21 protein-coding genes are annotated in these 24,738 nt (G+C 68.8%); 1 reads left to right on the forward strand and 20 read right to left on the reverse strand.

Annotated features, from left to right (window positions below):
* The first annotated feature begins 84 nt into the window (after positions 1-84).
* Positions 85-1,041 (forward strand): LysR family transcriptional regulator, encoded by a 957-nt coding sequence (locus ACTJLF_RS21970; protein WP_126182534.1) that lies wholly within the window; start codon positions 85-87, stop codon positions 1,039-1,041.
* Positions 1,042-1,152: 111 nt separating this feature from the next.
* On the opposite strand, the gene ACTJLF_RS21975 is transcribed toward ACTJLF_RS21970, so the two are convergent.
* The 20 genes from ACTJLF_RS21975 to ACTJLF_RS22070 form a co-directional block, all read right to left on the reverse strand.
* The gene (locus tag ACTJLF_RS21975; protein ID WP_164713437.1) at positions 1,153-1,329 is read right to left on the reverse strand and encodes a hypothetical protein; all 177 of its coding nucleotides are present in this window, start codon (positions 1,327-1,329) and stop codon (positions 1,153-1,155) included.
* A gap of 19 nt (positions 1,330-1,348) precedes the next feature.
* Positions 1,349-2,272, reverse strand: a complete 924-nt coding sequence (gene lpxC / locus ACTJLF_RS21980) for a UDP-3-O-acyl-N-acetylglucosamine deacetylase (RefSeq protein WP_164713436.1) — start codon at positions 2,270-2,272, stop codon at positions 1,349-1,351.
* A gap of 319 nt (positions 2,273-2,591) precedes the next feature.
* Positions 2,592-3,812 carry a cell division protein FtsZ gene (gene ftsZ, locus ACTJLF_RS21985; RefSeq protein ID WP_019656764.1) on the reverse strand — a complete coding sequence of 407 codons (1,221 nt, stop codon included), beginning with the start codon at positions 3,810-3,812 and terminating at the stop codon, positions 2,592-2,594.
* A gap of 171 nt (positions 3,813-3,983) precedes the next feature.
* On the reverse strand, positions 3,984-5,213 hold the full coding sequence (ftsA, locus tag ACTJLF_RS21990; protein WP_019656763.1) for a cell division protein FtsA: 1,230 nt from the start codon (positions 5,211-5,213) through the stop codon (positions 3,984-3,986).
* Positions 5,214-5,243: 30 nt separating this feature from the next.
* Complete coding sequence (locus ACTJLF_RS21995) at positions 5,244-6,032, reverse strand: cell division protein FtsQ/DivIB (protein ID WP_019656762.1); 789 nt, start codon at positions 6,030-6,032, stop codon at positions 5,244-5,246.
* A 2-nt stretch (positions 6,033-6,034) separates the two neighbouring features.
* Positions 6,035-7,006: a D-alanine--D-alanine ligase gene (locus ACTJLF_RS22000; protein WP_126182532.1), complete on the reverse strand. Its 972-nt coding sequence runs from the start codon at positions 7,004-7,006 to the stop codon at positions 6,035-6,037.
* The gene (gene murC, locus ACTJLF_RS22005) at positions 7,003-8,472 is read right to left on the reverse strand and encodes a UDP-N-acetylmuramate--L-alanine ligase (RefSeq protein WP_126182531.1); all 1,470 of its coding nucleotides are present in this window, start codon (positions 8,470-8,472) and stop codon (positions 7,003-7,005) included. The genes ACTJLF_RS22000 and murC overlap by 4 nt, the downstream gene beginning before the upstream one ends.
* Positions 8,469-9,533, reverse strand: coding sequence for an undecaprenyldiphospho-muramoylpentapeptide beta-N-acetylglucosaminyltransferase (gene murG, locus ACTJLF_RS22010; RefSeq protein ID WP_019656759.1), 1,065 nt, complete (start codon positions 9,531-9,533; stop codon positions 8,469-8,471). Before murG ends, murC begins: the two co-directional genes overlap by 4 nt.
* Positions 9,530-10,828 carry a putative lipid II flippase FtsW gene (gene ftsW / locus ACTJLF_RS22015; protein WP_019656758.1) on the reverse strand — a complete coding sequence of 433 codons (1,299 nt, stop codon included), beginning with the start codon at positions 10,826-10,828 and terminating at the stop codon, positions 9,530-9,532. The genes murG and ftsW overlap by 4 nt, the downstream gene beginning before the upstream one ends.
* Positions 10,825-13,035: a UDP-N-acetylmuramoyl-L-alanine--D-glutamate ligase gene (gene murD, locus ACTJLF_RS22020; protein ID WP_440883907.1), complete on the reverse strand. Its 2,211-nt coding sequence runs from the start codon at positions 13,033-13,035 to the stop codon at positions 10,825-10,827. The genes ftsW and murD overlap by 4 nt, the downstream gene beginning before the upstream one ends.
* Positions 13,036-13,057: 22 nt before the next feature.
* A complete protein-coding gene (mraY, locus tag ACTJLF_RS22025) occupies positions 13,058-14,236 on the reverse strand; it encodes a phospho-N-acetylmuramoyl-pentapeptide-transferase (protein WP_019656756.1) in 1,179 nt (392 codons plus the stop codon).
* Positions 14,237-14,251: 15 nt separating this feature from the next.
* Positions 14,252-15,697, reverse strand: coding sequence for a UDP-N-acetylmuramoyl-tripeptide--D-alanyl-D-alanine ligase (locus ACTJLF_RS22030; protein ID WP_440883908.1), 1,446 nt, complete (start codon positions 15,695-15,697; stop codon positions 14,252-14,254).
* Positions 15,694-17,253, reverse strand: coding sequence for a UDP-N-acetylmuramoyl-L-alanyl-D-glutamate--2,6-diaminopimelate ligase (locus tag ACTJLF_RS22035; protein WP_126182527.1), 1,560 nt, complete (start codon positions 17,251-17,253; stop codon positions 15,694-15,696). Before ACTJLF_RS22035 ends, ACTJLF_RS22030 begins: the two co-directional genes overlap by 4 nt.
* A gap of 2 nt (positions 17,254-17,255) precedes the next feature.
* On the reverse strand, positions 17,256-19,010 hold the full coding sequence (locus tag ACTJLF_RS22040; protein WP_019656753.1) for a peptidoglycan D,D-transpeptidase FtsI family protein: 1,755 nt from the start codon (positions 19,008-19,010) through the stop codon (positions 17,256-17,258).
* Complete coding sequence (gene ftsL, locus ACTJLF_RS22045) at positions 19,007-19,372, reverse strand: cell division protein FtsL (RefSeq protein ID WP_126182526.1); 366 nt, start codon at positions 19,370-19,372, stop codon at positions 19,007-19,009. Before ftsL ends, ACTJLF_RS22040 begins: the two co-directional genes overlap by 4 nt.
* A gap of 117 nt (positions 19,373-19,489) precedes the next feature.
* On the reverse strand, positions 19,490-20,413 hold the full coding sequence (gene rsmH / locus ACTJLF_RS22050; protein ID WP_126182525.1) for a 16S rRNA (cytosine(1402)-N(4))-methyltransferase RsmH: 924 nt from the start codon (positions 20,411-20,413) through the stop codon (positions 19,490-19,492).
* 8 nt (positions 20,414-20,421) lie between these two features.
* Positions 20,422-20,850, reverse strand: a complete 429-nt coding sequence (mraZ, locus tag ACTJLF_RS22055) for a division/cell wall cluster transcriptional repressor MraZ (protein WP_026346603.1) — start codon at positions 20,848-20,850, stop codon at positions 20,422-20,424.
* Positions 20,851-21,121: 271 nt separating this feature from the next.
* Positions 21,122-22,450, reverse strand: a complete 1,329-nt coding sequence (hslU, locus tag ACTJLF_RS22060) for an ATP-dependent protease ATPase subunit HslU (RefSeq protein WP_126182524.1) — start codon at positions 22,448-22,450, stop codon at positions 21,122-21,124.
* Between the two features lie 2 nt (positions 22,451-22,452).
* Positions 22,453-22,998 (reverse strand): ATP-dependent protease subunit HslV, encoded by a 546-nt coding sequence (gene hslV / locus ACTJLF_RS22065; RefSeq protein WP_019656748.1) that lies wholly within the window; start codon positions 22,996-22,998, stop codon positions 22,453-22,455.
* Between the two features lie 56 nt (positions 22,999-23,054).
* Positions 23,055-24,737 carry an STAS domain-containing protein gene (locus ACTJLF_RS22070; RefSeq protein ID WP_126182523.1) on the reverse strand — a complete coding sequence of 561 codons (1,683 nt, stop codon included), beginning with the start codon at positions 24,735-24,737 and terminating at the stop codon, positions 23,055-23,057.
* Position 24,738: the final 1 nt, after the last annotated feature.

Genomic DNA, 24,738 nt, shown 5'->3' on the forward strand with positions numbered 1-24,738 from the left:
CATCGTCGCCTGCCCCCGCCGATGGGGCAAACCGGATAATCTGGCCCCGAGCCATAGAAAAACTTGGCCTGAAGGACCTGTCCCATGCCGCTCGCACCGCCGCGTCCCCGCCTGCCGCCGCACACCGCCGTGCGCGCCTTCGAGGCGGCCGCGCGCCATGGCAGCTTCGCGCGCGCGGCCGAGGAGCTGTTCGTCACGCCGGCCGCCATCGCGCAGCAGATCAAGGCTCTGGAGACGTGGGCCGGCGGCGCGCTCTTCGAGCGCCACAGCCAGGGCATCCGCCTCAGCGCGCACGGGCGTCGCGCCTTGCCCGCCCTCAGCGCGGCCGTCGACCAGCTCGGCCTCGCTGTGCAGGCACTGCGGCACGAGACCCAGACCGCCGCGCGCCGCAGCACGCTCCAGGTGGCCGCGCTGCCGGCCGTGGCACAGCTGTGGCTGTCACCCCGCCTCTCGCGGCTGAAGGCCGAACTGCCGGGCGTGCAGGTGTCGGTGACCGCGCTGGAGCAGCCGCCGAACTTCCGCCGCGAGCCCTTCGACCTGGGCCTGTTCTATGCGCGCGCGGGCGAACACATCGAAAGCGCGGCGGGCGCACAGGCGATACCGCTGGTGCGCGACCGGCTGCTGCCGGTCTGCAGCCCGCGCCTTCGAGAGCCATTGCCCAGCGGCCGCCCACGCACGCTCGAAGACCTGGCCGACCTGCTGCAGCGCAGCGGCGGACTGCACGACACCGTCTGGCTCGACGACTGGCAGCGCTGGCTGCAGGCCGTGCGGCCCGCCACCACGGCGGCCGAGGCCGAGGCGCTCGCCGCAGGGCCCGACTTCTCGCTCTACAGCCTGGCACTCCAGGCCGCAGTGGATGGCGAAGGCGTGCTGATGGGCCGCGAGCATCTCGTCGCGCCGCTGCTGGCGCAAGGCAAGCTGCACGCGCCGTGGGGAAGGCCCAAAGCGCTGGGAGACACAGTTGTGCTGCTGGTGCCCGCGCACCGCAAGGGACCGCTGCTCACGCGCCAGGTGCAGGCCCTGCAAACCCTGTCGGTCTGAAAGCAAATTCGCGGAATACCGCGGAACTGGCTTCGCCGGGCCGCTGGTGTTGCCCCCGGAAGGGGGTTGGCGAAGCGACACGAAGTGCGCGCAGCCTGGGGGCGAACTTGGTCAGGCCACCCGCTCGGCGATCAGCACCGCGAAGAAGCCGAAGGCCGCCAGCAGCGTCCACTTCAGCACGATCCAGCCGATGCGGCGGTACTTGGCCTGTCCCGTGCCCGCATAGAACGCGAAGCACACGCCGGCCACCAGCAGGAGCAGCAGGATGGCCCAGCGGAACAGGAGCATGTGAGGAAGTGCGGAAGGCCTACCAGGCGCGCGCAACTTCGCCGAAGCCGCGCGGGGCGCGCTTCTCGTCCTCGAAGGTCACGACCTCGTAGGCGTCGCTGTGCGAGAGCAGTTCGCGCAGCAGCTTGTTGTTGAGCGCGTGGCCCGAGCGGAACGCCTTGTACGCGGCCAGCAATGGCTTGCCGATGATGTAGAGGTCGCCCATCGCGTCGAGGATCTTGTGCTTGACGAACTCGTCGTCGTAGCGAAGGCCGCCTTCGTTCAGCACCTTGGTGTCGTCCATCACGATGGCGTTGTCGAGGCCGCCGCCGAGCGCGAGGCCCTTGCTGCGCATGTACTCGACCTCCTTCGTGAAGCCGAAGGTGCGCGCGCGCGCGATGTCGCGGCTGTAGGAGCCAGTGCCGAGGTCGAACTCCACGCGCTGTCCGGTGGAGTTGACGACGCGGTGGTCGAAGTCGATCTCGAAGCTCAGCTTGTAGCCGTGGTAGGGCTCCAGGCTCGCCCACTTCTCATTGGCGCCCTCGCCTTCGCGCACCTCGACCTTGCGGGTCACGCGGATGAAGCGGCGCGGCGCCTTCTGCAGCGCGATGCCCGCACTTTGCAGCAGGAACACGAACGAGGAAGCCGATCCGTCGAGGATCGGCACTTCGTCGGCCGTGATGTCGATGTAGAGGTTGTCGATGCCCAGGCCCGCGCAGGCGGACATGATGTGCTCGACGGTCTGAACCTTGGCGCCGCCGGTGGAGACCGTGGAGGCCAGGCGCGTGTCCGTGACCGACTCGGCCGTCATGCGGATCTCGGCCGGCTCGGGCAGGTCGACGCGGCGGAACACGATCCCTGTGTCGGCCGGTGCCGGCCGCAGCGTCAGCTCCACGCGCTGGCCGCTGTGGAGCCCCACGCCCACGGCGCGGCTGATGGACTTGAGGGTTCGTTGTTGCAGCACGGCCGGGATTTTAGGCGCGCGGCGGGCATGGCGGCCTATGCCCCTCGCTATGGCACCGATAGACATGGGTTCTATGCAATTCCTGGGAATCGGCCCGAAATGGACGCAAAGGGCACGAGGCGAGCGCCGCGCGTAGAGCCAGCGGACGTCCCTTTCGGGTCGCCCCTGTGCCCCTTGCGCCCCCTCGTGCCCTCTGCGTCTCGTTGGGTCGTTTCGCGAAACACCGAGGAACCGGCTTTGCCGGGCCTCAGGTGTTGCCCCCCGGCAGGGGGTTGGCGAAGCGACACGAAGTGCGCGCAGCCTGGGGGGCGAGCGAGGTTCAATCAGCTTGACGGCGCAGGAACGCGGGGATCTCGAAGTCGTCCATGCCGCCCGAGGACAGCGCGTCGACCTTCGCGGCGGCCATCGTGCGGTTGGTGCGCCACACGCTGGGAACCGCCATGCCGTCGTAGTTGGGCTGGCTGCCGCCCGCACCCACGCCGCCGGCATGACCCACGCCACCGAGCGTCGGCACGGTGAACGGGATGTTGTCGGTGCCGGTGCGGATGACTTCCAGCGTCGGCTGCTGGCGGCGAGCGTCGGGACGCGAGAGGCCGGTGGCCACCACGGTCACGCGCATCTCGTCGCCCAGGCTGTCGTCGTAGGCGGCGCCGTAGATCACGTGCGCGTCCGGCGATGCGTAGGCGCGGATGGTGTTCATCGCGAGCTTCGACTCATTCAGCTTCAGCGAACCCTTCGAAGCCGTCACCAGCACCAGCACGCCCTTGGCGCCGGAGAGGTCGATGCCTTCGAGCAGCGGGCAGGCAACGGCCTGTTCGGCGGCGATGCGCGCGCGGTCGGGGCCCGCGGCCGCGGCCGTGCCCATCATGGCCTTGCCGGGCTCGCCCATCACGGTGCGCACGTCCTCGAAGTCGACGTTCACGCCGCCGTACTCGTTGATGATTTCCGAGATGCCGCCCACGGCGTTCTTGAGCACGTCGTTGGCCTGTGCGAAGGCTTCGTCCTGCGTGACGTCCTCGCCCAGCACGTCGAGCAGCTTCTCGTTGAGCACGACGATCAGCGAGTCGACGTTGGCTTCGAGCTCGGCCAGGCCGGAGTCGGCGTTGGTCATGCGGCGGCCGCCTTCCCAGTCGAAGGGCTTGGTCACCACGCCCACGGTGAGGATGCCCATCTCCTTCGCCACGCGCGCGATCACGGGAGCGGCGCCGGTGCCGGTGCCGCCGCCCATGCCGGCGGTGATGAACAGCATGTGCGCGCCGTCGATGGCCGCGCGGATGTCGTCCACCGCAGCCTCGGCCGCGTCACGGCCCTTCTCGGGCTTGCTGCCGGCGCCCAGGCCGCTGGTGCCCAGCTGGATGATCTTGTGTGCGTTGCTGCGCTGCAGGGCCTGCGCGTCGGTGTTCGCGCAGACGAACTGGACGCCCTGCACGCCGCGCTCGATCATGTGGGCGACCGCATTGCCGCCGCCACCGCCGACACCGATCACCTTGATCTGGGTGCCCTGGTTGAACTCTTCGACTTCGATCATTTCGATGGTCATTTTCTAGCTCCTTGAATCTTGCAGTTGCCGTTATGTGTCTGTGAATATTTCTTGTGTGTTGAGAGGCTCAACGATGAGCGCGCCGCGATGGTGGACCTGTGCGTCGCCATCGCTCGCTGAAATGCATCGGAGGGCTGCCGCGCGCGAGCCAGAGTGGGGACTTGATCATGGCTAGAAATTCCCCACGATGAAGTCCTTGAAACGTCCGAATGCAGTCTTTACCGACCCATTCTTCTGTGCGACCTTGAAGCCGCGCATGCGCGCGAAACGTGCTTCCTCGAGAAGGCCCATGACTGTAGCGGCGCGAGGCTGCGCAACCATGTCGGACAACGCGCTGGAGTACTTCGGAATGCCGCGTCGCACCGGCTTGAGGAAGATGTCCTCGCCGAGCTCGACCATGCCGGGCATCACGGCGCTGCCGCCCGTGAGCACCACGCCAGACGACAGCACTTCTTCATAGCCCGACTCGCGCACCACCTGCTGCACCAGCGAGAAGATCTCCTCGATGCGCGGCTCGATCACGCCGGCCAGCGCCTGCTTGCTCAGCATGCGCGGGCCGCGGTCCCCGAGGCCCGGCACTTCGACCTGCGTCTCGGGGTCGGCCAGCAATTGCTTGGCGAAGCCGTTCTCGACCTTGATGTCTTCCGCGTCCTTCGTGGGCGTGCGCAGCGCCATCGCGATGTCGCTGGTGATGAGGTCGCCCGCGATCGGGATCACCGCGGTGTGGCGGATCGCGCCGTTGGTGAAGATCGCCACGTCGGTCGTGCCCGCACCGATGTCCACCAGCACCACGCCCAGCTCGCGCTCGTCCTCGGTCAGCACCGCCTGGCTGGAGGCCAGCGGGTTCAGCATCAGCTGGTCGACCTCCAGGCCACAGCGGCGCACGCACTTGATGATGTTCTCGGCCGCGCTCTGCGCGCCGGTCACGATGTGCACCTTGGCCTCCAGCCGCATGCCGCTCATGCCGATCGGCTCCTTCACGTCCTGGCCGTCGATCACGAACTCCTGCGGCTCCACCAGCAAGAGGCGCTGGTCGCTGGAGATGTTGATGGCGCGCGCCGTCTCCACCACGCGGGCCACGTCGGCGGGCGTCACTTCCTTGTCCTTCACCGCCACCATGCCGCTCGAATTGATGCCGCGGATGTGGCTGCCGGTGATGCCGGTGTAGACGCGGCTGATCTTGCAGTCGGCCATCAGCTCGGCCTCCTTGAGCGCCTGCTGGATGCTCTGCACGGTGGCGTCGATGTTCACCACCACGCCGCGCTTGAGGCCATTGCTCGGCGCGATGCCCAGGCCGGCCAGCTTGAGCTCGCCGCCAGGCAGCACCTCGGCCACGACCACCATCACCTTGGAGGTGCCGATGTCGAGTCCTACGACCAGGTCTTTGTATTCTTTGGGCATTGGGATATGTCCTCGATTCCTCGGTATTCGCTACTTGATTTTTCTTGGGGCCTCGGGCGAGACCGTGGTGACGCCGCGCAGGCGCAGGGCATACGCGTCGTTGTGGCGCAGGTCCGCGCCTTCGACGTCGGCCATGCTGCGGCGGTACTGGCCCGCGACCTGGGTCACGGTCTTCAGGAAGCGCTGCAGGCGGGCCGTCACCTCTTCGCTCTGGCCGCGGCCGAGCTCGATCTCGGCGCCGCTGTCGAGCACCACCTTCCAGCTGCCGCGGCTCGACAGCGTGAGCTCGTCGATGCTCAGGTCGTAGGGCTGGAACTGCGGCTGCAGCACGCGGTACATGCCCAGCACCTGGCCGGCCTGCTCGATCGGGCCATCCAGGCGCGGCAGGCTGTCGTCCACCTCGGCCACGTTGGCCTCGAACACGTCGCCGAAGCCGTTGATCAGCTTCGAGCCGGCCTCGTCGCCCCAGGTGGCCACGGGAACCTGCTCGGTCAGCGTCACGCGCAGCTTGTTCGGGAACTCGCGGCGCACCACCGCGCTGCGCACCCACGGCACCGACTCGAAGGCCGCGCGTGCGCGCGCCAGGTCGATGGTGAAGAAGTTGCCCGACAGCTGCGGCGCCACGTTGGCGCGCAGCGTGACCGCGTTGTTGTGCGTGACCTCGCCGTCCACCTTGATGCCGGCGATCGGGAAGAAAGGCTGGCGCAGCACCCACCACGCGCCCGCGGCAAGCAGCATGAGCGCCACCGCCGCGAACGCAAGGTTGGCGACGATGTTCATGAGCTTGACGTCGAAAGGCGCTGGGATGCTGTCGGCCATGGCTATAGCGAGCCTCCCGTTGCGTCCAGGGTGGCGGAAGCCAGCACGCGCACGCACAGTTCCTCGTACGGAATGCCCGCGGCGCGCGCGGACATCGGCACCAGCGAGTGGCTGGTCATGCCGGGCGAGGTGTTCATCTCCAGCAGGAAGGGCTTGCGGTCGCTGGCGCGGATCATCACGTCGGCGCGGCCCCAGCCGCGGCAGCCGAGCGTGCGGTAGGCGGCCAGCGTGATGCGCTGGATCTCGTGCTCCTCGGCTTGCGGCAGGCCGCTCGGGCACTGGTACTTCACGTCGTCGGTGAAGTACTTGTTCTGATAGTCGTAGGCGCCCTCGGGCGCGGCGATGCGCACCACCGGAAGCGCGCGCGCATCGAGCCCGTGGCCGAGCACGGCGCAGGTCACTTCCTCGCCCTCGATGAATTCCTCGCACAGCACGTCGGCGTCGTACTTGGCCGACAGCGCCACCGCGTCCTGCATCTGCGAATAGCCCTGCACCTTGGTCACGCCGATCGACGAGCCTTCGCGCGGCGGCTTCACGATCAGCGGCAGGCCCAGCACGTCGGGCACCGCCATGACCTGCTCGCGGCTCTGCTGGTCGAAGGCCAGGCGCACGTACTTGGGCGTGGGCAGGCCGTCGGCCTGCCAGATGCGCTTGGTCATGACCTTGTCCATCGCCACGCTGGAGGCCATCACGCCCGAGCCGGTGTAGGGAATGCCGAGCAGCTCCAGCGCGCCCTGCACGGTGCCGTCCTCGCCGTGGCGGCCGTGCAGCGCGACGAAGCAGCGCGCGAAGCCGTCGCGCTTGAGTTCGGACAGGTCGCGCTGCGACGGGTCGAAGGCATGCGCATCCACGCCGCGCGAGCGCAGCGCCTCGAGCACGCCGGTGCCCGACATCAGCGAGATTTCGCGTTCGGCCGAACTGCCGCCGAACAGCACGGCGACCTTGCCGAAGAGCTTGGGGTCCTGGAGGCTCATGAGGCCCTCCCTTTGCGCGAGGCGCGCTCCGATGTTGAAGGGGCGGTGGCCGCACCGGCCGCCGCGCCGAGCTCGACCACCTTGGCCGGCACCGCGCCGATGGAGCCCGCGCCCATCGAGAGCACCACGTCGCCCGGACGGGCGTTGTCGAGGATGGCGCGCGGCATCGCGGCGATGTCGTCGACGAAGACCGGCTCGACCTTGCCCGCCACGCGCAGCGCGCGCGCCAGCGTGCGGCCGTCGGCTGCGACGATGGGCGCCTCGCCGGCGGCATAGACCTCGCCGAGCAGCACCGCGTCTGCCGTGCCGATGACCTTCACGAAGTCCTCGAAGCAGTCGCGCGTGCGGGTGTAGCGGTGCGGCTGGAAGGCCAGCACCAGGCGGCGGCCCGGGAACGCGCCGCGAGCGGCGGCGATGGTGGCGGCCATCTCCACGGGGTGATGGCCGTAGTCGTCGATCACGGTGAAGGTGCCCGAAGCGCCCTCACCCTGCACCGCGACCTCGCCATAGCTCTGGAAGCGGCGGCCCACGCCCTTGAAGCCGGCCAGCCCGCGCTGCACCGCTTCGTCGGAAATGCCGAGCTCGACCGCCACCGCGATCACCGACAGCGCATTGAGCACGTTGTGCTCGCCCGGCAGGTTCAGCACGATGGGCAGGTCGGGCAGCGTCACGCCGTTGCGGCGCTGCGCGGTGAAGTGCATCTGGCCGCCGACGGCGCGTACGTCGATGGCGCGCACCTGGGCGTCCTCGCCGAAGCCGTAGCTGGTGACCGGGCAGGTCACGTCGGCCACGATCTCGCGCACCGCCGGATCGTCGGTGCAGAGAATGGCGACGCCGTAGAACGGCATGCGGTGCAGGAAGTCGACAAAAGCCTTCTTGAGCTTCGCGAAATCGTGCCCGTAGGTCTCCATGTGGTCGGCGTCGATGTTCGTGACCACCGCCATCACCGGCAGCAGGTTCAGGAACGAGGCGTCCGACTCGTCGGCTTCCACCACGATGTAGTCGCCGGAGCCGAGCTGCGCGTTGGCGCCGGCGCTGTTGAGGCGCCCGCCGATCACGAAGGTCGGATCGAGCCCGGCGGCCGCGAGCACGCTCGCCACCAGGCTGGTGGTCGTAGTCTTGCCGTGCGTGCCGGCGATGGCGATGCCCTGCTTCAGGCGCATCAGCTCGGCCAGCATGAGTGCTCGCGGCACGACCGGAATGCGCTTCTCGCGCGCGGCCAGCACCTCGGGGTTGTTGGACTGCACAGCCGTCGAAGTGACGACCGCGTCCGCACCCTCGATGTGCGCGGCGGCATGGCCCACGAAGGTGCCGATGCCCAGGCCCGCGAGCCGGCGCAGCGTCGCGCTGTCGGCCAGGTCGGAACCGGAAATCCTGTAGCCCAGGTTCAGCAGCACCTCGGCGATGCCGCTCATGCCCGAGCCGCCGATGCCCACGAAGTGGATATGACGAATCGCGTGCTTCATCTTGCAAGCTCCTCGCAGGCTCTAACGACGGCTTCCACCGCCTCGGTCTTCTGCATGGTCTTGGCCTTCGCGGCCTTCTCTATCAGCGCATCGCGCCCGGTTTTCTGTAGCAAGTCAGCCAGCAATTCAGGAGTGAGGTCGGCCTGCTGCACCAGCCAGCCGCCGCCCGCGTCCACGAGGAAGCGCGCGTTGGTGGTCTGGTGGTCGTCGACCGCCGAGGGGAAAGGCACGAACAGCGCTGCTGCGCCGACGGCCGCGATTTCTGTGACGGTGCTGGCGCCCGCGCGCGCGACGATCATGTCGGCGTCGGCGTACGCCTGCGCGGTGTCCTCGATGAAGGGCGTGAGCTCGCCTTCGACGCCAGCGGCCTCGTAGTTGGCGCGCAGTTCGTCGATCTGCTTGGCGCCGCTCTGGTGCAGCACCTGCGGGCGCGAGGCTGGCTCGATGCGGGCCAGCGCCTGCGGCACCACGGTGTTGAGGCCGCGCGCGCCGAGGCTGCCGCCCACCACCAGCAATTTCAGCGGACCGGTGCGGCCCGCAAAGCGCTCGGCCGGTCCGGGCTTGGAGGTGAAGGCCGCGCGCAGCGGGTTGCCCACCCATTGCGCCTTCTTCAGCACGTTGGGGAAGGCGGTGAACACGCGGTCGGCCACGCCCGCCAGCACCTTGTTGGCGAGGCCTGCGACCGAGTTCTGCTCATGCAGCACCAGCGGCTTGCCGACCAGCACGCCCATCATTCCGCCGGGGAAGGTGATGTAGCCGCCCAGTCCCACCAGCACGTCGGGCTTCACGCGGCGCACCACGCCCAGGCTCTGCCAGAAGGCGCGCAGCAGCTTCAGCGGCAGCAGGAACAGCGTGAGCGGACCCTTGCCGCGCACGCCACCGAACTGCACGGGCTCGAAGGCGAAGCCGCGCGGCGGCACCAGCTTTTCTTCCATGCTGCCGGGCGCGCCGAGCCAGTGCACCTTCCAGCCGCGCTCGCGCAGGGCCTCGGCCACCGCGAGTCCGGGAAAGATGTGGCCGCCGGTGCCGCCGGCCATGACGAGTGCGGTGCGGCCGGTCATACGCGGCCTCCGCGCATGAGGACACGGTTTTCGTAGTCGATGCGCAGCACGATCGCCAGCGCCACCATGTTCATCAAAATGGCCGAGCCGCCGAAGCTCATCAGCGGCAGCGTCAGGCCCTTGGTCGGCAGTGCGCCGAGGTTCACGCCCATGTTGATGAAGGTCTGGAAGCCCAGCCACACGCCCACGCCCTGGGCCACGAGGCCCGAGAACACGCGGTCGAGCGCGATGGCCTGGCGGCCGATGTGCATGATGCGGCGCGTGAGCCAGAGGAACAGGCCGATGATCAGCAGCACGCCGACGAGGCCGAATTCCTCGCCGATCACGGCCAGCAGGAAGTCGGTGTGCGCCTCGGGCAGCCAGTGCAGCTTCTCGACGCTGCCGCCCAGGCCCACGCCGAAGATCTCGCCGCGGCCGATGGCGATCAGAGAGTGCGACAGCTGGTAGCCCTTGCCCAGCGCGTGCTCCTCGCTCCACGGATCGAGGTACGCGAAGATGCGCTCGCGGCGCCACGGGCTGCTCGCGACGATGGTGCCGAAGGCCACCACCACCAGCGCGGCGATCAGGAAGAACATGCGCGCGTTCACGCCGCCCAGGAACAGGATGCCCATGGCGATCACGGCGATCACCATGAAGGCGCCCATGTCGGGCTCGGCCATCACCAGCATGCCCACCACCACCACCGCCACGCCCATCGGCAGCACCGCGCGGAAGAAGCGCTCCTTGATCTCCATCTTGCGCACCATGTAGCTGGCGGCGTAGAGCACCATCGCGAGCTTGGCCAGCTCCGAGGGCTGAAAGCGCATGAAGCCCATCGGCAGCCAGCGGCGCGCGCCGTTCACGTTGATGCCGATGTGCGGAATGAGCACCGCCACCAGCAGCAGCAGCGAGGCCACGAAGAGCCAGGGCGCGGCGCGCTCCCAGGTCTTCATGGGGATCTGGAAGGTCAGCAGCGCGGCGACGAAGGCGAACACGATCGACGCCGCATGCCGCGTGAGGAAGTAGGAGGCACTGTAGCCGGCGCGCGCGAAGCGCGGGTTGTCGGGCAGCGCGATCGAGGCCGAATACACCATGATCAGGCCCCAGGTCAGCAGCGCCACCGTGACCCAGACCAGCGCCTGGTCGAAGCCCAGCACGCGCATCGGCGTGGCCTTGGTCTGCGCGATGCCTGCGCCGCCCAGCCGCACGGGCAGGTGCACGGGCAGCGAGTCGATCCCGCTGCGCGCGCGCCTGAACCAGCCCCCGAAACGGCTGGTGCGTGCGTTGGGCGTGGCGCCCGATGCGGCAGAGTTCAAAGCTGCTCCTCCGTCGTCGAATCGCCCAGTCCGCGCGGGCTGTCGGCGTAGGCCTGCACGGCCTCGCGGAACACCTCGGCGCGGTGCGCGTAGTCCTTGAACATGTCGAAGCTCGCACAGGCCGGTGACAGCAGCACGGCATCGCCCGGGTTGGCGCGCGCGGAGGCGAGCTTCACCGCCTCGTCCATCGAGGCGGCGTGCAGCAGCGAGACGCCGGTCGATGCCAGCGCGGCCTCGATGACCGGCGCGTCGCGGCCGATGAGCACCACGGCCCGCGCGTACTGGCGCACGGGCGCGGCGAGCGGCTCGAAGTCCTGACCCTTGCCTTCGCCGCCGAGGATGACGACCACGCGGCGCTCCTCGCCCAGCCCCGTCAGGGCCGCAGCGGTGGCGCCGACGTTGGTGCCCTTGCTGTCGTCGAAGTACTCGACCTCGTCGATGATCGAAACCGGCTCCACGCGGTGCGGCTCGCCCTGGTACTCGCGCAGGCCGTAGAGCATGGCGTTAAGCGGGCAGCCGGCGGCGCTGGCCACCACCAGGGCCGCGAGCGCATTCATGGCGTTGTGGCGGCCGCGGATGCGCAGCGCGTCGGCGGGCATCAGGCGCTGCAGGAAGATCTCTTCCTCGACCACGGCGCCGCGCTTGCGCTTCTGCGTTTCGTCGGCTTCCAGCGCGCGCACCAGCCACGACATGCCGTTGACGCGCTCGATGCCGTAGTCGCCCGGGCGCTGCGGCATCGCGGAGCCGAAGGTGATGTGCGCGCGCACCTGCGGACGCTGCAGCTTGACCTTGACGGGCGCGGGCAGCATGGCCATCACGCCTGCGTCGTCGCGGTTGAGGATCATCAGCCCGCGCGCGCCGAAGATGCGCGCCTTGGCTGCACCGTACGCGGCCATGTCGCCGTGCCAGTCGAGGTGGTCCTGCGTGAGGTTGAGCACCGTGGCGGCCGTGGGCTCGAAGCCCTGCACGCCGTCGAGCTGGAAGCTGGACAGCTCCAGCACCCACACGTCGGGCAGCGTGTCGGCATCCATGTGCGCCGCGAGCGTGTCGAGCAGCGTCGGTCCGATGTTGCCGGCCACGGCCACGGTCTTGCCCGCGCGCTCGACCAGCTGGCCGGTGAGCGAGGTGACGGTCGTCTTGCCGTTGGTGCCGGTGATGGCCAGCACGGCGGGCGTGTAGCCCTTGGGCGCCTCGGGCTCGACGGGCGGGGCCAGTTCGAGCTGCGGCGAGGGTTCTTCCTCCACGGCGGCGGAGGCCGGGTTGGTGGCGGCGAGCTCTGCGAGGCGTGCGACGAACTCCGCGGCTTCCCTGGCTGCGGTCGGGACGTAGGGCTTGCCGGTGGTGGGCAGGCGCGACACGGTGGCGGGCGCGGGAGCGGGGGCAGCTGCCGGAGCTTCGGGCGCTTCGGAGGCAGCGGATTCGGGGGCCAGTGGCGCTTCGGCCGTGGCGGCTGCGTCGGCAGCTTCCGGTGCAGGTTCTGTCGCCGGCTGCGCGACAGCTTCCGTGGCTTCCGTGGCTTCGGCAGGCGCGGGCGATTCTTCGGCCTGCGGCTGCGGCACGGCGACGCTCATCGACGGATCGCGCGGCATGGCTTCGGCCTGCGCGGGCACGGTCGGCTCGGGAGCGGGTTCGGCGACTGCCTCTGCGGCAGGCGCTTCGGTTTCGGCAGGAGCGGCAGGCGGCTGCACCGGCTCGGCTTCGACGGCTGCCTGCTCGACAGCTGCAGGTTCGTCCAGCGGCAGTTGCGCCTGAGGCTCGGGTTCTGAAACTTCGACAGGGGCTTCGGCCACGGGCTCGGCCGGCGTCTGCGTCCCGGGTGCGACCTCGGGTTCCGCCTCGGCTTCCACCACCTGCACTTCGACCGTGCGCAGATCCAGCAGCGCACGCGCGAAAAGATCCAGCTCGCCGCCGACCGGCAGGCCCACGGCACGCGCGGCATCGGCCACCGGCGCGATGGTCGCGGGCGACAGGCCCGGCGAGCGATACACGGCGCGGATCGGCGTGCCTTCGACCAGCGCGGCCGAGAACGGTCCGCCGACGAAGGTCACTTCGGGCAGTTCCTCGCGCAGCGTGGCCAGCAGCGCCGGCGCCTCGCGCGTGTCCGCCACGGTCACCACCGCGCCGTGGCGCGCGCACCAGCGCGCCATCGCCAGCCCGGACGCGCCGAGGCCGAGGATGAGGACGGGGAGGTCTTTCAGGTGCCGCATGCTTTTCTTCTTCTTTTCTCTTTCACCGCAGCTTCAGCGTCGAAAGGCCCACGAGGCACAGCAGCATCGTGATGATCCAGAAGCGAACCACGACCTGCGTCTCGCGCCAGCCGCTCTTCTCGAAGTGATGGTGCAGCGGCGCCATCTTCAGCACGCGACGGCCCTCGCCGAAGCGCTTCTTCGTGTACTTGAAGTAGGTGACCTGCGCCATCACCGAGATCGCCTCGACCACGAAGATGCCGCCCATGATGAAGAACACGATCTCCTGGCGCACGATGACCGCGATGGTGCCCAGCGCGCCGCCCAGCGCCAGCGCGCCCACGTCGCCCATGAACACCTGCGCCGGATGCGTGTTGAACCACAGGAACGCCAGGCCCGCGCCGGCCATGGCCGAGCAGAACACCAGCAGCTCGCCCGAGCCGGGGATGTTGGGGAACAGCAGGTACTTGGAATACACCGCGCTGCCCGTGACGTAGGCGAACACGCCCAGCGCCGAGCCCACCATCACCACCGGCATGATCGCCAGCCCGTCCAGGCCGTCGGTCAGGTTCACGGCGTTGCTCGCACCCACGATCACCAGGTAGGTGAGGATCACGAAGCCGATGCCGCCCAGCGGATAGCTCACTTCCTTGAAGAAGGGCACCAGCAGGTTGATCTTGGGCGGGAAGTCGAGGTCGAAGCCCGACTGCACCCACGCGAAGAACAGCTGCACCACGCGCCAGTTGGAGCTCTCCGAGATGCTGAAGAGCAGGTAGAAGGCCGCGATCAGCCCCACCACCGACTGCCAGAAATACTTCTCGCGCGAGCGCATGCCCTCCGGGTCCTTGCGCACCACCTTGCGCCAGTCGTCCACCCAGCCGATGGCGCCGAAGCCCATGGTGACCCACAGCACGATCCACACGAACCTGTTGGAGATGTCGAACCACAGCAGCGTGGCGAAGGCGATCGAGAACAGCACCAGCACGCCGCCCATGGTGGGCGTGCCGCTCTTGGTGAGGTGCGTCTCCATGCCGTAGCCGCGCACCGGCTGGCCGATCTTGAGCGCGGCGAGGCGGCGGATCACGTAGGGGCCGGCCACCAGGCCGACCACGAGCGCCGTCAGCGCGGCCATCAGCGCGCGGAAGGTGAGGTACTGGAAGATGCGCAGGAACCCGAACTCGGGCGACAGCGTCTGCAGCCATTGGGCCAGTGTCAGCAGCATGTGGTTTCGCGCGGCTCATGCGTCATGGCCGCCCTCCTCTTGTTGTTGTGGTTGTTGTTGCCGTGCCTGCTCGACGACCTGCACCACGCGCTCCATCTTCATGAAGCGCGATCCCTTGACGAGCACGCTGCCGGCCTGCGGCAGGCGTGCGAGCACGGCCGCGGCGAGCGCGTCGAACTCTTCGAAATGGCGCCCGTCGGCACCGCTGAAGGCGGCGACGGTGTGCGCCGTCGCGGCGCCCAGTGTGTAGACGGACTCGATGCCGCGCAGGCGGGCGTGCTCGCCCACCTCGGCGTGGAACTCGGGCGAGCGGTCGCCCACCTCGCCCATGTCGCCCAGCACCAGCAGGCGCGGGCCCGGCAGCGCGGCGAGCACGTCGATGGCGGCGATTACGGAATCGGGGTTGGCGTTGTAGCTGTCGTCGACCAGCGTGATCGCATGGCCGCCCGGCAGCGCGAGCTCGCTGGCACGCGAGCGGCCCTTGACCGGCTCGAAGGCCGACAGCCCGGCGCCGATGGTTTCCAGCGGCACGCCCGCCGCGAGCGCGCAAGCCGTGGCGGCGAGCGCGTTGACGACGTTGTGCCGGCCCGCGATGTGCAGCCGCGCATCGAAGGTGCCCACCGGCGTGCGGATGCTCACGGCCCAGGCGCCCTGCTTCCATTCGGCGCCCAGCAGGGAGATGTCTGCATCCTCGTGCTCGCCGAAGGTCAGGCAGCGGCACGGTCCGCCGGCGTGGGCCATGTCGGTCCACAGCGGGGTGAACTCGTCGCCGTACGGGAAGACGGCCGTGCCGTCTTCCGGCAGCACCGCGAACACGGCGGCGTTCTCGATGGCCACCGCCTCGACGGTGGCCATGAATTCCTGGTGCTCGCGCTGCGCGTTGTTGACCAGCGCGATGGTCGGGCGCGAGATGGCCGCCAGCCGCGCGATCTCGCCCGGATGGTTCATGCCCAGCTCGAGCACCGCGCGCTGGTGCTGCGCGCGCAGGCGCAGCAGCGTGAGCGGCACGCCGATCTCGTTGTTGAAGTTGCCTGCGGTGGCGAGCGAGCGCTCGGCCCGGAAGGCGAACAGCACGGCCGCGATCATCTGCGTGACCGTGGTCTTGCCGTTGCTGCCGGTCACGGCGATCAGCGGCAGGTCGAACTGCGCGCGCCAGCCGGCGCCGAGGGCACCCAGCGCGGCCAGCGAATCGGGCACTTCGAGACCGGCGAGGCCCGCGGCCTCCAGGCCGTGGTGCGCGATGGCGGCCACGGCGCCCTGCCCCTTGGCTTCCAGGAGGAAATCGTTGGCGTCGAAGCGCTCGCCCTTGAGCGCGACGAACAGGTCGCCGGGTGCGAGCGTGCGCGTGTCGGTGTGCACGCGGGCGATGACGATGTCGCCGCTGCCCACCAGGCGCGAACCCGGAATCCATTGCCGGATCCGGGCCAGGGTGATGTCCAGCGGTGTCGTGATGCCGGTCATGCCGCGGCCCCCCTCTTCGCCAGCGCCTGCAGCGCATGGGCCTTGTCCGAGAACTCGATGCGCTGGCCGGCGATTTCCTGCCAGGCCTCGTGGCCCTTGCCCGCGATCAGCACCACGTCCTGCGGCGCAGCCTGAGCGATCGCGTCGGCGATGGCGGCCGCGCGGTCGGGTTGCACCCGCGCCGCGTCGGGGCGCGAGAAACCGCGCAGCACCTGGCTGATGATCGCGTCGGGCTTCTCACTGCGCGGGTTGTCGCTGGTGACGATCACGCGATCGGCCTGGCGCTCGGCGACGGCGGCCATCATCGGGCGCTTGATCGGGTCGCGGTCGCCGCCGCAGCCGAACAGGCACCACAGCGCGCCGCCGCGCTGCTTCGCCAGCGGACGCAGGCCGATCAGCGCCTTGTCGAGCGCGTCGGGCGTGTGGGCGTAGTCGACCACGGCAAGCGGAGCGCCTTCGCCGGAGCCCGCGCGGTCCATGCGGCCGGGCACGCTGGTGAGGTTGGCGCAGGCGGCCACGGCCTGGGCCAGCGTGAGGCCCAGCGCGCGCAGCGTGCCGAGCACGCCCAGCAGGTTCGAGACGTTGTACTGGCCGATGAGCCCGGTCGACAGGCGCTCCACGGCAGCCGTGCCGTGCTCGGCCACCGAGAACTGCAGGCCCTGCGCGTCGTAGCCGATGTCGCGCGCCATGAGGCGGGCCGGCTTCCCGCCGGCCGAGACGGTCCAGACGTCGAGCGCGCCGATGCCCGCATCGATCAGGTTCGCGCAGAGGCTGGCGCCGTGGGTGTCGTCGATGTTGATCACCGCGGCGCGCAGGCCGGGCCAGCGGAACAGCTCTGCCTTGGCCTGCCAGTAGGCATCCATGCTGCCGTGGTAGTCGAGGTGGTCCTGCGTGAAGTTGGTGAACACGGCCACCGCGATCTGCGCGCCGTCGAGCCGGCGCTCGGCGATGCCGATGGACGAGGCCTCGATGGCGCAGGCGCCGAAGCCGCGCGTGACGAGCGAGCGCAGCTCGCGCTGCATCATCACCGGGTCGGGCGTTGTGAGGCCGGTGTAGGTCAGCTCGGGCGGCACGCCGATGCCCAGCGTGCCCATCACCGCGCAGGGCGACGGGGCGTCGCGCTGCATGGTGCCGTCGGGCTTCATCACGCGCACGCCGCCGGCCACGCGCAGCGTGGAAAGCGATTCGGCCAGCCACCAGGCGGTGGAGGTCTTGCCGTTGGTTCCCGTCACGGCCAGCAGCTCGAGCATGGCCGAGGGGTTGTCGTAGAAGGCCGAGGCGATCGGGCCGGTGGCGGCCTTCAGGCCGGGGTAGCTCACGATGCGCTCATCGCCGTCGAAGCCGAAGGGCTCGACGCCCTCGTGCTCCACCAGGCACACGGCGGCGCCCTGCGCGAGCGCGGACGCCACATGCTTGCGCCCGTCGGTGGCGGCGCCCGGCCAGGCGATGAACACGTCGCCCGCGCGCACGGCGCGGCTGTCGGCGTGCAGGTCAGCCTGCGGCGCACGCTCCTTCAGCCAGGCGGCGGCCAGTTGGGGGGAAGTGAAGGTCAGCATGTTCAGAAGCTCTCGTCGACGCCCTGCGTCATCACAAGCGGTTTGACCGCCAGGTCGGGCGGTACGTTCATCATGCGCAGCGTCTGCTGCACGACCTCGCTGAACACGGGAGCGGCCGCCAGGCCGCCGAAATACTGGCCGTCGCTGGGCTCGTCGATCATCACTGCGACGATGATGCGCGGCTTCTCGATGGGCGCCATGCCGGTGAACCACGCGCGGTACTTGTTGCTGGCGTAGCCCTTGCCGACCTGCTTGTGGGCCGTGCCCGACTTGCCGCCGACCGAATAGCCGACCGTCTGCGCACGCGTGCCGGTGCCGCCGGGGCCGGCGGCCATCTGCAGCATCTTGCGAACCGCCAGTGCATTGGACGGCGAGAACACGCGCACGCCGTTCGGCGGTTCGGCGTTCTTCAGGATCGTCACCGGGATGAGCGAGCCGTCGTGCGCGAAGGCGGTGTACGAATGCGCCATCTGGAACAGCGAAGCCGACAGGCCGTAGCCGTAGGCCATGGTGGCCTGCTCGACCGGCTTCCAGGTCTTCCAGGGACGCAGGCGGCCGGTGACGGCGCCGGGGAACTGGATCTGCGGCTTCTGGCCGTAGCCCAGCGCCGTGTAGGTGTCCCACATCTCGTGCGGGCTCATCTTCTGGGCGATCTTGAGCGCGCCGACGTTGCTCGACTTCTGGATGACGCCCTCGACCGTGAGCGTGCCGTAGTTGTGGGTGTCGCTGATGGTGAAGCCGCCGATCTGGTAGCGGCCGGGGCCGGTCTCGATCAGGGTCGAGGGCTTCACGCGGCCGGCTTCCAGCGCCATGGCCACCGTGATCGGCTTCATGGTCGAGCCGGGCTCGAAGGTGTCGGTGATGGCGCGGTTGCGAAGCTGCTCGCCGGTGAGGTTCTGGCGCTTGTCGGGCACGTAGCTCGGGTAGTTGGCCAGCGCCAGCACCTCGCCGGTAACCGAATCGAGCACCACCACGCTGCCGGCCTTGGCCTTGCGCGCGGTCACGGCGTCGCGCAGCTTCTGGTAGGCGAAGAACTGCACCTTGCTGTCGACGCTGAGCTGGATGTCCTTGCCGTCGACCGGGGGCACGGTCTCGCCCACACCCTCGACCACGCGGCCGAGGCGGTCCTTGATGACGCGGCGCGAGCCGGCCTTGCCCGCCAGGTCCTTGTTGAAGGCCAGCTCGATGCCTTCCTGGCCGCTGTCCTCCACGTTGGTGAAGCCCACCACGTGCGCGGCGGCCTCGCCCTCGGGGTACTGGCGCTTGTATTCCTTGCGCTGGTAGATGCCCTTGAGGTTCATCGCCGCGATCTGCTTGGCGATGGGCTCGTCGACCTGGCGCTTGATCCAGACGAAGGTCTTGTCCTCGTCCTCCAGCTTCTTGTCGAACTCCTTCTGCGGCATCTCCAGCAGCTTGGCCACCTGCTTGAGCTTGGCGCGCACCTCGGGGTCGTCGCGCTCGATGTCCTCCGGGATGGCCCAGATGCTGGGCGCCACCACGCTCGAGGCGAGGATGAGCCCGTTGCGGTCGAGGATGCGGCCGCGGTTGGCCGGCAGCTCCAGCGTGCGCGCGAAGCGCACCTCGCCCTGCCGCTGGAAGAAGCTGTTGCCGATCACCTGCACGTAGGCCGCACGCCCGGCCAGCACCAGGAAGCCGAAGGCGATGCCGGCGACGATGAGCTTGCTGCGCCACACCGGCGTCTTGCTTGCGAGCAGGGGGCTGGTGGTGTAGCGCACGCTGCGGTTGCCTCGGCTCATCGTGCGGCCCTCGCTGCGGCGGCCGGCTTGGCCGCCGGCCTGGTGGTGGCGGTCGCCGGTGCAGCCGGCGCCACGGGCGCGACCGCGGGAATCACCGAGCCGTCGGGGCGCACGTACTGCGTGATCGCCGGCGAGGTGGTGCGCATCTGCAGCTGCTCCTTGGCGAGCTTCTCCACGCGCAGCGGCGTGGCCTGCGCGCGCTTCTCGACCTGCAGGCGGTCGCGCTCGGTCTCGAGGCGGCGGGCGTCCTGCTGCGCGCGGTCGAGCTCGGTGTAGAGCTGGCGCGACAGGTACTGGGTGTGCACAAGGTACAAAGCCGTCGCGATGACGGCCAGCAGCAGGAGCAGGTTGATCCGGGCCATGTCAGCGTCCCTTTCTTTCAAGGGACACCGCGGAACCGGCTTTGCCGGGCCGCTGGTGCTGCCGCCGGAAGGCGGTCGACGATGCGACACGAAGCGCGCGAAGGCTGGAGACGGGCTTCATGCAGCCTCCGTGCGTTCGGCGACGCGAAGGATGGCGCTGCGCGCCCGCGGATTCCCGCTCACCTCGGCTTCGGAGGGCTTGATGCGCTCCAGCGCGCGCAGCTTCATGGCCTTGGGCGCGGCGAAAGGCGCGCGGCGGTCGTAGACCTCCTTCGAATGCTTCGCGATGAACTGCTTGACGATGCGGTCCTCCAGCGAATGGAAGCTGATGACCGCGAGCCGTCCGCCGGGCTTCAGCACCGAAAGGCTGGCTTCTAGCGCCTGTTGCAGCTCTTCAAGCTCGGCGTTGATGAAAATCCGAAAAGCCTGAAATGTGCGCGTTGCAGGGTTCTGGCCCGGCTCGCGGGTTTTGACCGTGCCAGCCACGAGCTCGGCCAGTTCGGTGGTGGTTGAAATTGGGCCCCGTTCTTGTCGGCGAGCAACAATCGCCTTTGCAATCTGAACAGCAAACCGTTCTTCGCCATAGTCACGGATCACCTCTGCAATCTGCTGTAGTTCGGCCGTCGCCAGCCACTCGGCCACGCTCTCCCCGCGCGTGGTGTCCATGCGCATGTCGAGCGGGCCATCGAAACGAAAACTGAAACCGCGCACCGGGTTGTCGATCTGCGGCGAGCTCACGCCCAGGTCCATGAGCAGGCCCGCGACGCTCGCCTCGGGCAGCTCGCCGATCGAACGGAATCCCTGGTGCCGGATGGAAAAACGCGCATCGGAGATGCGCGCTGCTTCGGCCACTGCTTCCGCATCCTTGTCGAACGCGATGAGCCTGCCTTCCGGCGCCAGCCGCGCGAGGATCGCGCGCGCGTGACCTCCTCTTCCGAAGGTGGCGTCCACGTAGGTGCCGGCAGCCGCGGAGCTGCCGGATAGAAGAGCTTCCACCGCCTCGCCGAGCAAGACGGTCGTGTGGGTCCAGGGCGTGTTCACGGTGCCCCTCAGAACGCGAAGTCCTGGAATACGTCCGGCATCTCGCCCTGGGTGGCCTCGGCCTCCTTGGCCTCGTAGGTGGCCTTGTCCCAGAGTTCGAAGTGGTTGCCCATGCCCAGCAGCAGCGTCTCGCGCGTGATGCCGGTGGCCGCGCGCAGCTCGGGGGAGACGAGGACGCGGCCGGTGCCGTCCATCTCGACGTCCATGGCATTGCCCAGGAAGACGCGCTTCCACCACTGCGCCGACATCGGCAGCGCGGCGATGCGCTCGCGGAACTTCTCCCATTCGGGACGGGGGAACACCATCAGGCATCCGTGCGGATGCTTGGTGATCGTGAGCTGGCCGCCTGCCGTCGCGCTCAGGACGTCACGATGCCGGGTCGGCACGGAGAGCCGCCCCTTGGCATCCAGACTGAGCGATGAAGCGCCTTGAAACACGACCACGAAACCCCTGTGTTGGGAGTGCTGCGGCACCCGGAAGGGGCACTAATCGCACTTTTTCCCACTTAACTGCACTTTTTTGCACTGTAGCAGGAAACACTTCGGAAGCAACTGGCCGTTTGGGCTATTTTTTGTAATGGAATCAACGACTTAGCGCCGATTCCAAATCCTTGGAACCGGCGAATTTCGTTGAAAATGAAGTACTTAGCTCACGCAATGAAAGTGATGCGTGAAGGATTCCCCCGTTACAGGGGGAAGAGAAGCGGCTTCAGAGGATGAAGCGCGAAAGGTCTTCGTCGTGACTTAGTGCCGCAAGGCGCTGGTCGACGTAGGCGGCATCGATGCGGATCGATTGCCCTTCGAGGCGGGTCGCGTCGAAGCTTACCTCATCCAGCAGGCGCTCCATCACGGTCGACAGGCGCCGTGCGCCGATGTTCTCGGTGCGCTCGTTCACCTCGAAGGCGATGGCGGCCAGCCGGTTCACGCCCTCGGGCGTGAATTCGAGCGTCACGCCCTCGGTGGCAAGCAGCGCCTGGTACTGCTTGACAAGCGATGCGCGCGTCTGCGTGAGGATGCTCTCGAAGTCCGCCACCGAGAGCGACTGCAGCTCCACGCGGATCGGAAAGCGCCCCTGCAGCTCCGGGATGAGGTCGCTGGGCTTGCTCAGGTGGAAGGCGCCGCTCGCGATGAACAGCATGTGGTCGGTGCGCACCACGCCGTACTTGGTGCTGACGGCAGTGCCCTCCACCAGCGGCAGCAGGTCGCGCTGCACGCCCTGGCGCGACACGTCGGAGCCCTGGGCTTCGCTGCGGGTGGCGACCTTGTCGATCTCGTCGATGAAGACGATGCCGTTCTGCTCGGCATTGGCGATCGCCTGCGTGCGGATCTCGTCCTCGTTGACCAGCTTGGTGGCCTCCTCGTCGGTCAGCAGGCGCATCGCCTCGGCGATCTTGAGCTTGCGCGTCTTGCGCTTGCCGCCGCCGAGCTGGCCGAACATGCCGCGCAGCTGCTCGGTCATTTCCTCCATGCCGGCCGGGCCCATGATCTCCAGCGGCGCGCGGGTCTCGGCGAGGTCGAGTTCGATCTCCTTGTCGTCGAGCTGGTGCTCGCGCAGCTTCTTGCGGAAGGCCTGGCGGGTGGCATTGCTGGTGTCGGTCGCGGTGGAGGTGCCGTCGGCGCTGCGCGCCTGGGGCAGGAGCACGTCGAGGATGCGCTCCTCGGCGGCATCCTCGGCGCGCGCGCGCACCTTGATGCTCTCGGCCTCGCGGGTCTGCTTGACGGCGATCTCGGCCAGGTCGCGGATGATCGAATCGACGTCCTTGCCCACGTAGCCCACTTCGGTGAACTTGGTGGCCTCGACCTTGATGAAGGGCGCGTCGGCCAGGCGCGCGAGGCGGCGGGCGATCTCGGTCTTGCCCACGCCCGTGGGGCCGATCATGAGGATGTTCTTCGGGGTGATCTCGTGGCGCAGCTTCTCGTCGACCTGCTGGCGGCGCCAGCGGTTGCGCAGCGCGATGGCCACCGCGCGCTTGGCGGCCGGCTGGCCGACGATGTGGTTGTCGAGCTCGGAGACGATCTCCTGGGGGGTCATGGACATGGTCAGAGCGCTTCCACCGTGTGGTTCATGTTCGTGTAAATGCAGATTTCTCCGGCGATCGCCAGCGATTTGCGCACGATCTGCTCGGCCGAAAGCTCGGTGTTCTCGATCAGCGCCTTGGCCGCCGACTGGGCATACGCGCCGCCCGAGCCGATGGCGATCACGCCGTCTTCGGGCTCCAGCACGTCGCCGTTGCCGGTGATGATGAGGGAGGTGGTGGCGTCGGCCACGGCGAGCATCGCTTCGAGCTTGCGCAGCACGCGGTCGGTGCGCCAGTCCTTGGTGAGCTCGACCGCGGCGCGGGTCAGGTGCCCCTGGTGCTTCTCGAGCTTGGCCTCGAAACGCTCGAAGAGCGTGAAGGCGTCCGCCGTGGCGCCCGCGAAGCCGGCAAGCACCTTGCCGTGATACAGGCGGCGCACCTTGCGCGCCGAGCCCTTGATGACGATGTTGCCGAGAGTGACCTGCCCGTCCCCGCCGATGGCGACCTGATCGCCCTGGGGGGTCTTGCGGCGCACGCTCACGATGGTGGTGCCGTGAAACTGTTCCATCGCAGCCATCTGGGGGTGCGCGACGGCAATGCAACCGCCGCAAGGCGGCGCGCTTTTTAGTTTTTCCTAACCGCCACGGTGGCGTGATCGGCTATGCCTACCAGGTTGAACAGCGCCGCGATGAGCCGGTGCGCATCGACGAACTGAACGCGCTCGCCGTTGGCGTCGCGCGCCCGAACCCAGCTCAGCAGCGTGCCCGCGGCGGCGAGGTCCATGCGCAGCAGCGCCGCGCACGAGATGACGGGCGCCGTGGTGTGGCGCAGGTCGTGGTCCAGCCGCTGCCAGCACGACAGCGACTCGCCGCGCAGATCGCCTGCCAGCGCGGCGAAGCCGCTGTCGGTGGAAGGAAAGCTCTCGGAATCGCCGCCGACCGACAGCAGCGACCAGACCGAGCTCGGCCGGCTCGCAGGCGGTGCAGCCGGCGTGGTGCATTCGCCCTTCGGGTCCTGCCAGGCGGGCGGCGACACCTCGTAGGTGATGCAGTAATTGAGCGCCACCAGCTCGAAGTCGTCGGGCAGGTGCATCAGGCGCAGCGCTGCCAGGTGCAGCTGCCACCAGACGTCGTCGGTGCTGCGCTCGTTGTTGGGCGCGGCTTCGGACAGCACCGCCAGCAATTGCGCCGAACCCATGAAGCGAAGCTGCACGGGCGAATCGGCCCAGTGATTGAACAGCACACGCAGCGGCGCGGCAGCCTCGGGCTCGATGGCCTGCAGGCCGCGCCAGTCGAGCGTCCACACGGGGCCCGCCTTCGACAGCGCGCGCGTCAGCTCGATGAGGCCCTCGCGCGCCAGGCGGGCCGGGCAGGTCCAGTCGGCGGAAGCGCCGCCTTCGGTGAGGCCGGCAGCCTCCTCGCTGGCGGTGACGGCCTTGACGCTGCGCGCCAGTTCCTCGAGCGAGACCCAGTCGGGCCCCATGCGGCGCATGCGCTGCGCATAGCGCATGCGCGCGGCGGCGAACTTGGCGGCATCGCCGGTGGCACGGTACAGGTCGAAGAGTGCGCGCCAGCGGTTGTCGTCGCGCTCGTTGGTTGCGTCGCTCGCGCTCTCGACGGGCGACACGCTATCGGGCGGGGAAGCCAGGGCCTGCAGCAGGATCGCCTCGGCGCCGGTGTCGTCGCCGTGGGCGAAGCGGATCACAGCCTCCTCGAGCGCGCCGTCATGGGCCAGGCGAGACGACATCAGCGGCACGCCGGGCGCCACGGCCGGCGCGGCATCGGGCTCGGCGCCACCCTGCGGCGCCTCCACCGCCAGGGATGGCGGCGCGGGCTCCGACAGCAGTTCGTCGGTGTCCACCGGCGGCAGGGTCTCGGCGCCGGCCTCGGGAGGCGGATTCACCAGCGTCTCGCCATTCGGCCCGCGCCCCTTCCACCACTGCTGCGACATCTGCTGCTCGATCTCGTCGATCTTCTTGAGCGTGAGCGCGCGGCCCTCCAGCCTCTCGGAGGAACTGTTGACGTTGAAGGAGGACGGCGTGACCGTCGCCTCGAAGGCATGCGCGGCGGCCTCGCGCTGGCGCAGCTTGCGCAGCATGTCGAACTCGCGCCGGCGCACGAAATCGTTGCGCTGGCGCCGCTCGATCATCTCCTTGAGCATCTCCCGGCTGTAGGTCTGCGCGGGCAGCGAGGAGTCCGAGGCCGCATTGGAGGAGGAAGGCGCGTCCAGCTCCGACCAATCCTTGAGGGGATTGCGGACAAACTTGGCCACCTTGGACAGAAGGCGGCCCGTATCTTCCTTTGGCATT

It is taken from the genome of Variovorax sp. 22077, from assembly GCF_052044195.1.
In the GTDB taxonomy this organism is placed as follows: domain Bacteria; phylum Pseudomonadota; class Gammaproteobacteria; order Burkholderiales; family Burkholderiaceae_C; genus Variovorax; species Variovorax atrisoli.

Bases quoted from the DNA above. Each gene is read 5' to 3' on its own strand.
- ACTJLF_RS21970 (WP_126182534.1), top strand. From the start codon at position 85: ATGCCGCTCGCACCGCCGCGTCCCCGCCTGCCGCCGCACACCGCCGTG.
- ACTJLF_RS21975 (WP_164713437.1), bottom strand. From the start codon at position 1,329: ATGCTCCTGTTCCGCTGGGCCATCCTGCTGCTCCTGCTGGTGGCCGGC.
- ftsZ (WP_019656764.1), bottom strand. From the start codon at position 3,812: ATGACCATCGAAATGATCGAAGTCGAAGAGTTCAACCAGGGCACCCAG.
- ftsA (WP_019656763.1), bottom strand. From the start codon at position 5,213: ATGCCCAAAGAATACAAAGACCTGGTCGTAGGACTCGACATCGGCACC.
- ACTJLF_RS21995 (WP_019656762.1), bottom strand. From the start codon at position 6,032: ATGGCCGACAGCATCCCAGCGCCTTTCGACGTCAAGCTCATGAACATC.
- ACTJLF_RS22000 (WP_126182532.1), bottom strand. From the start codon at position 7,006: ATGAGCCTCCAGGACCCCAAGCTCTTCGGCAAGGTCGCCGTGCTGTTC.
- murC (WP_126182531.1), bottom strand. From the start codon at position 8,472: ATGAAGCACGCGATTCGTCATATCCACTTCGTGGGCATCGGCGGCTCG.
- murG (WP_019656759.1), bottom strand. From the start codon at position 9,533: ATGACCGGCCGCACCGCACTCGTCATGGCCGGCGGCACCGGCGGCCAC.
- murD (WP_440883907.1), bottom strand. From the start codon at position 13,035: ATGCGGCACCTGAAAGACCTCCCCGTCCTCATCCTCGGCCTCGGCGCG.
- mraY (WP_019656756.1), bottom strand. From the start codon at position 14,236: ATGCTGCTGACACTGGCCCAATGGCTGCAGACGCTGTCGCCCGAGTTC.
- ACTJLF_RS22030 (WP_440883908.1), bottom strand. From the start codon at position 15,697: ATGACCGGCATCACGACACCGCTGGACATCACCCTGGCCCGGATCCGG.
- ACTJLF_RS22035 (WP_126182527.1), bottom strand. From the start codon at position 17,253: ATGCTGACCTTCACTTCCCCCCAACTGGCCGCCGCCTGGCTGAAGGAG.
- ACTJLF_RS22040 (WP_019656753.1), bottom strand. From the start codon at position 19,010: ATGAGCCGAGGCAACCGCAGCGTGCGCTACACCACCAGCCCCCTGCTC.
- ftsL (WP_126182526.1), bottom strand. From the start codon at position 19,372: ATGGCCCGGATCAACCTGCTCCTGCTGCTGGCCGTCATCGCGACGGCT.
- hslU (WP_126182524.1), bottom strand. From the start codon at position 22,450: ATGTCCATGACCCCCCAGGAGATCGTCTCCGAGCTCGACAACCACATC.
- hslV (WP_019656748.1), bottom strand. From the start codon at position 22,998: ATGGAACAGTTTCACGGCACCACCATCGTGAGCGTGCGCCGCAAGACC.
- ACTJLF_RS22070 (WP_126182523.1), bottom strand. From the start codon at position 24,737: ATGCCAAAGGAAGATACGGGCCGCCTTCTGTCCAAGGTGGCCAAGTTT.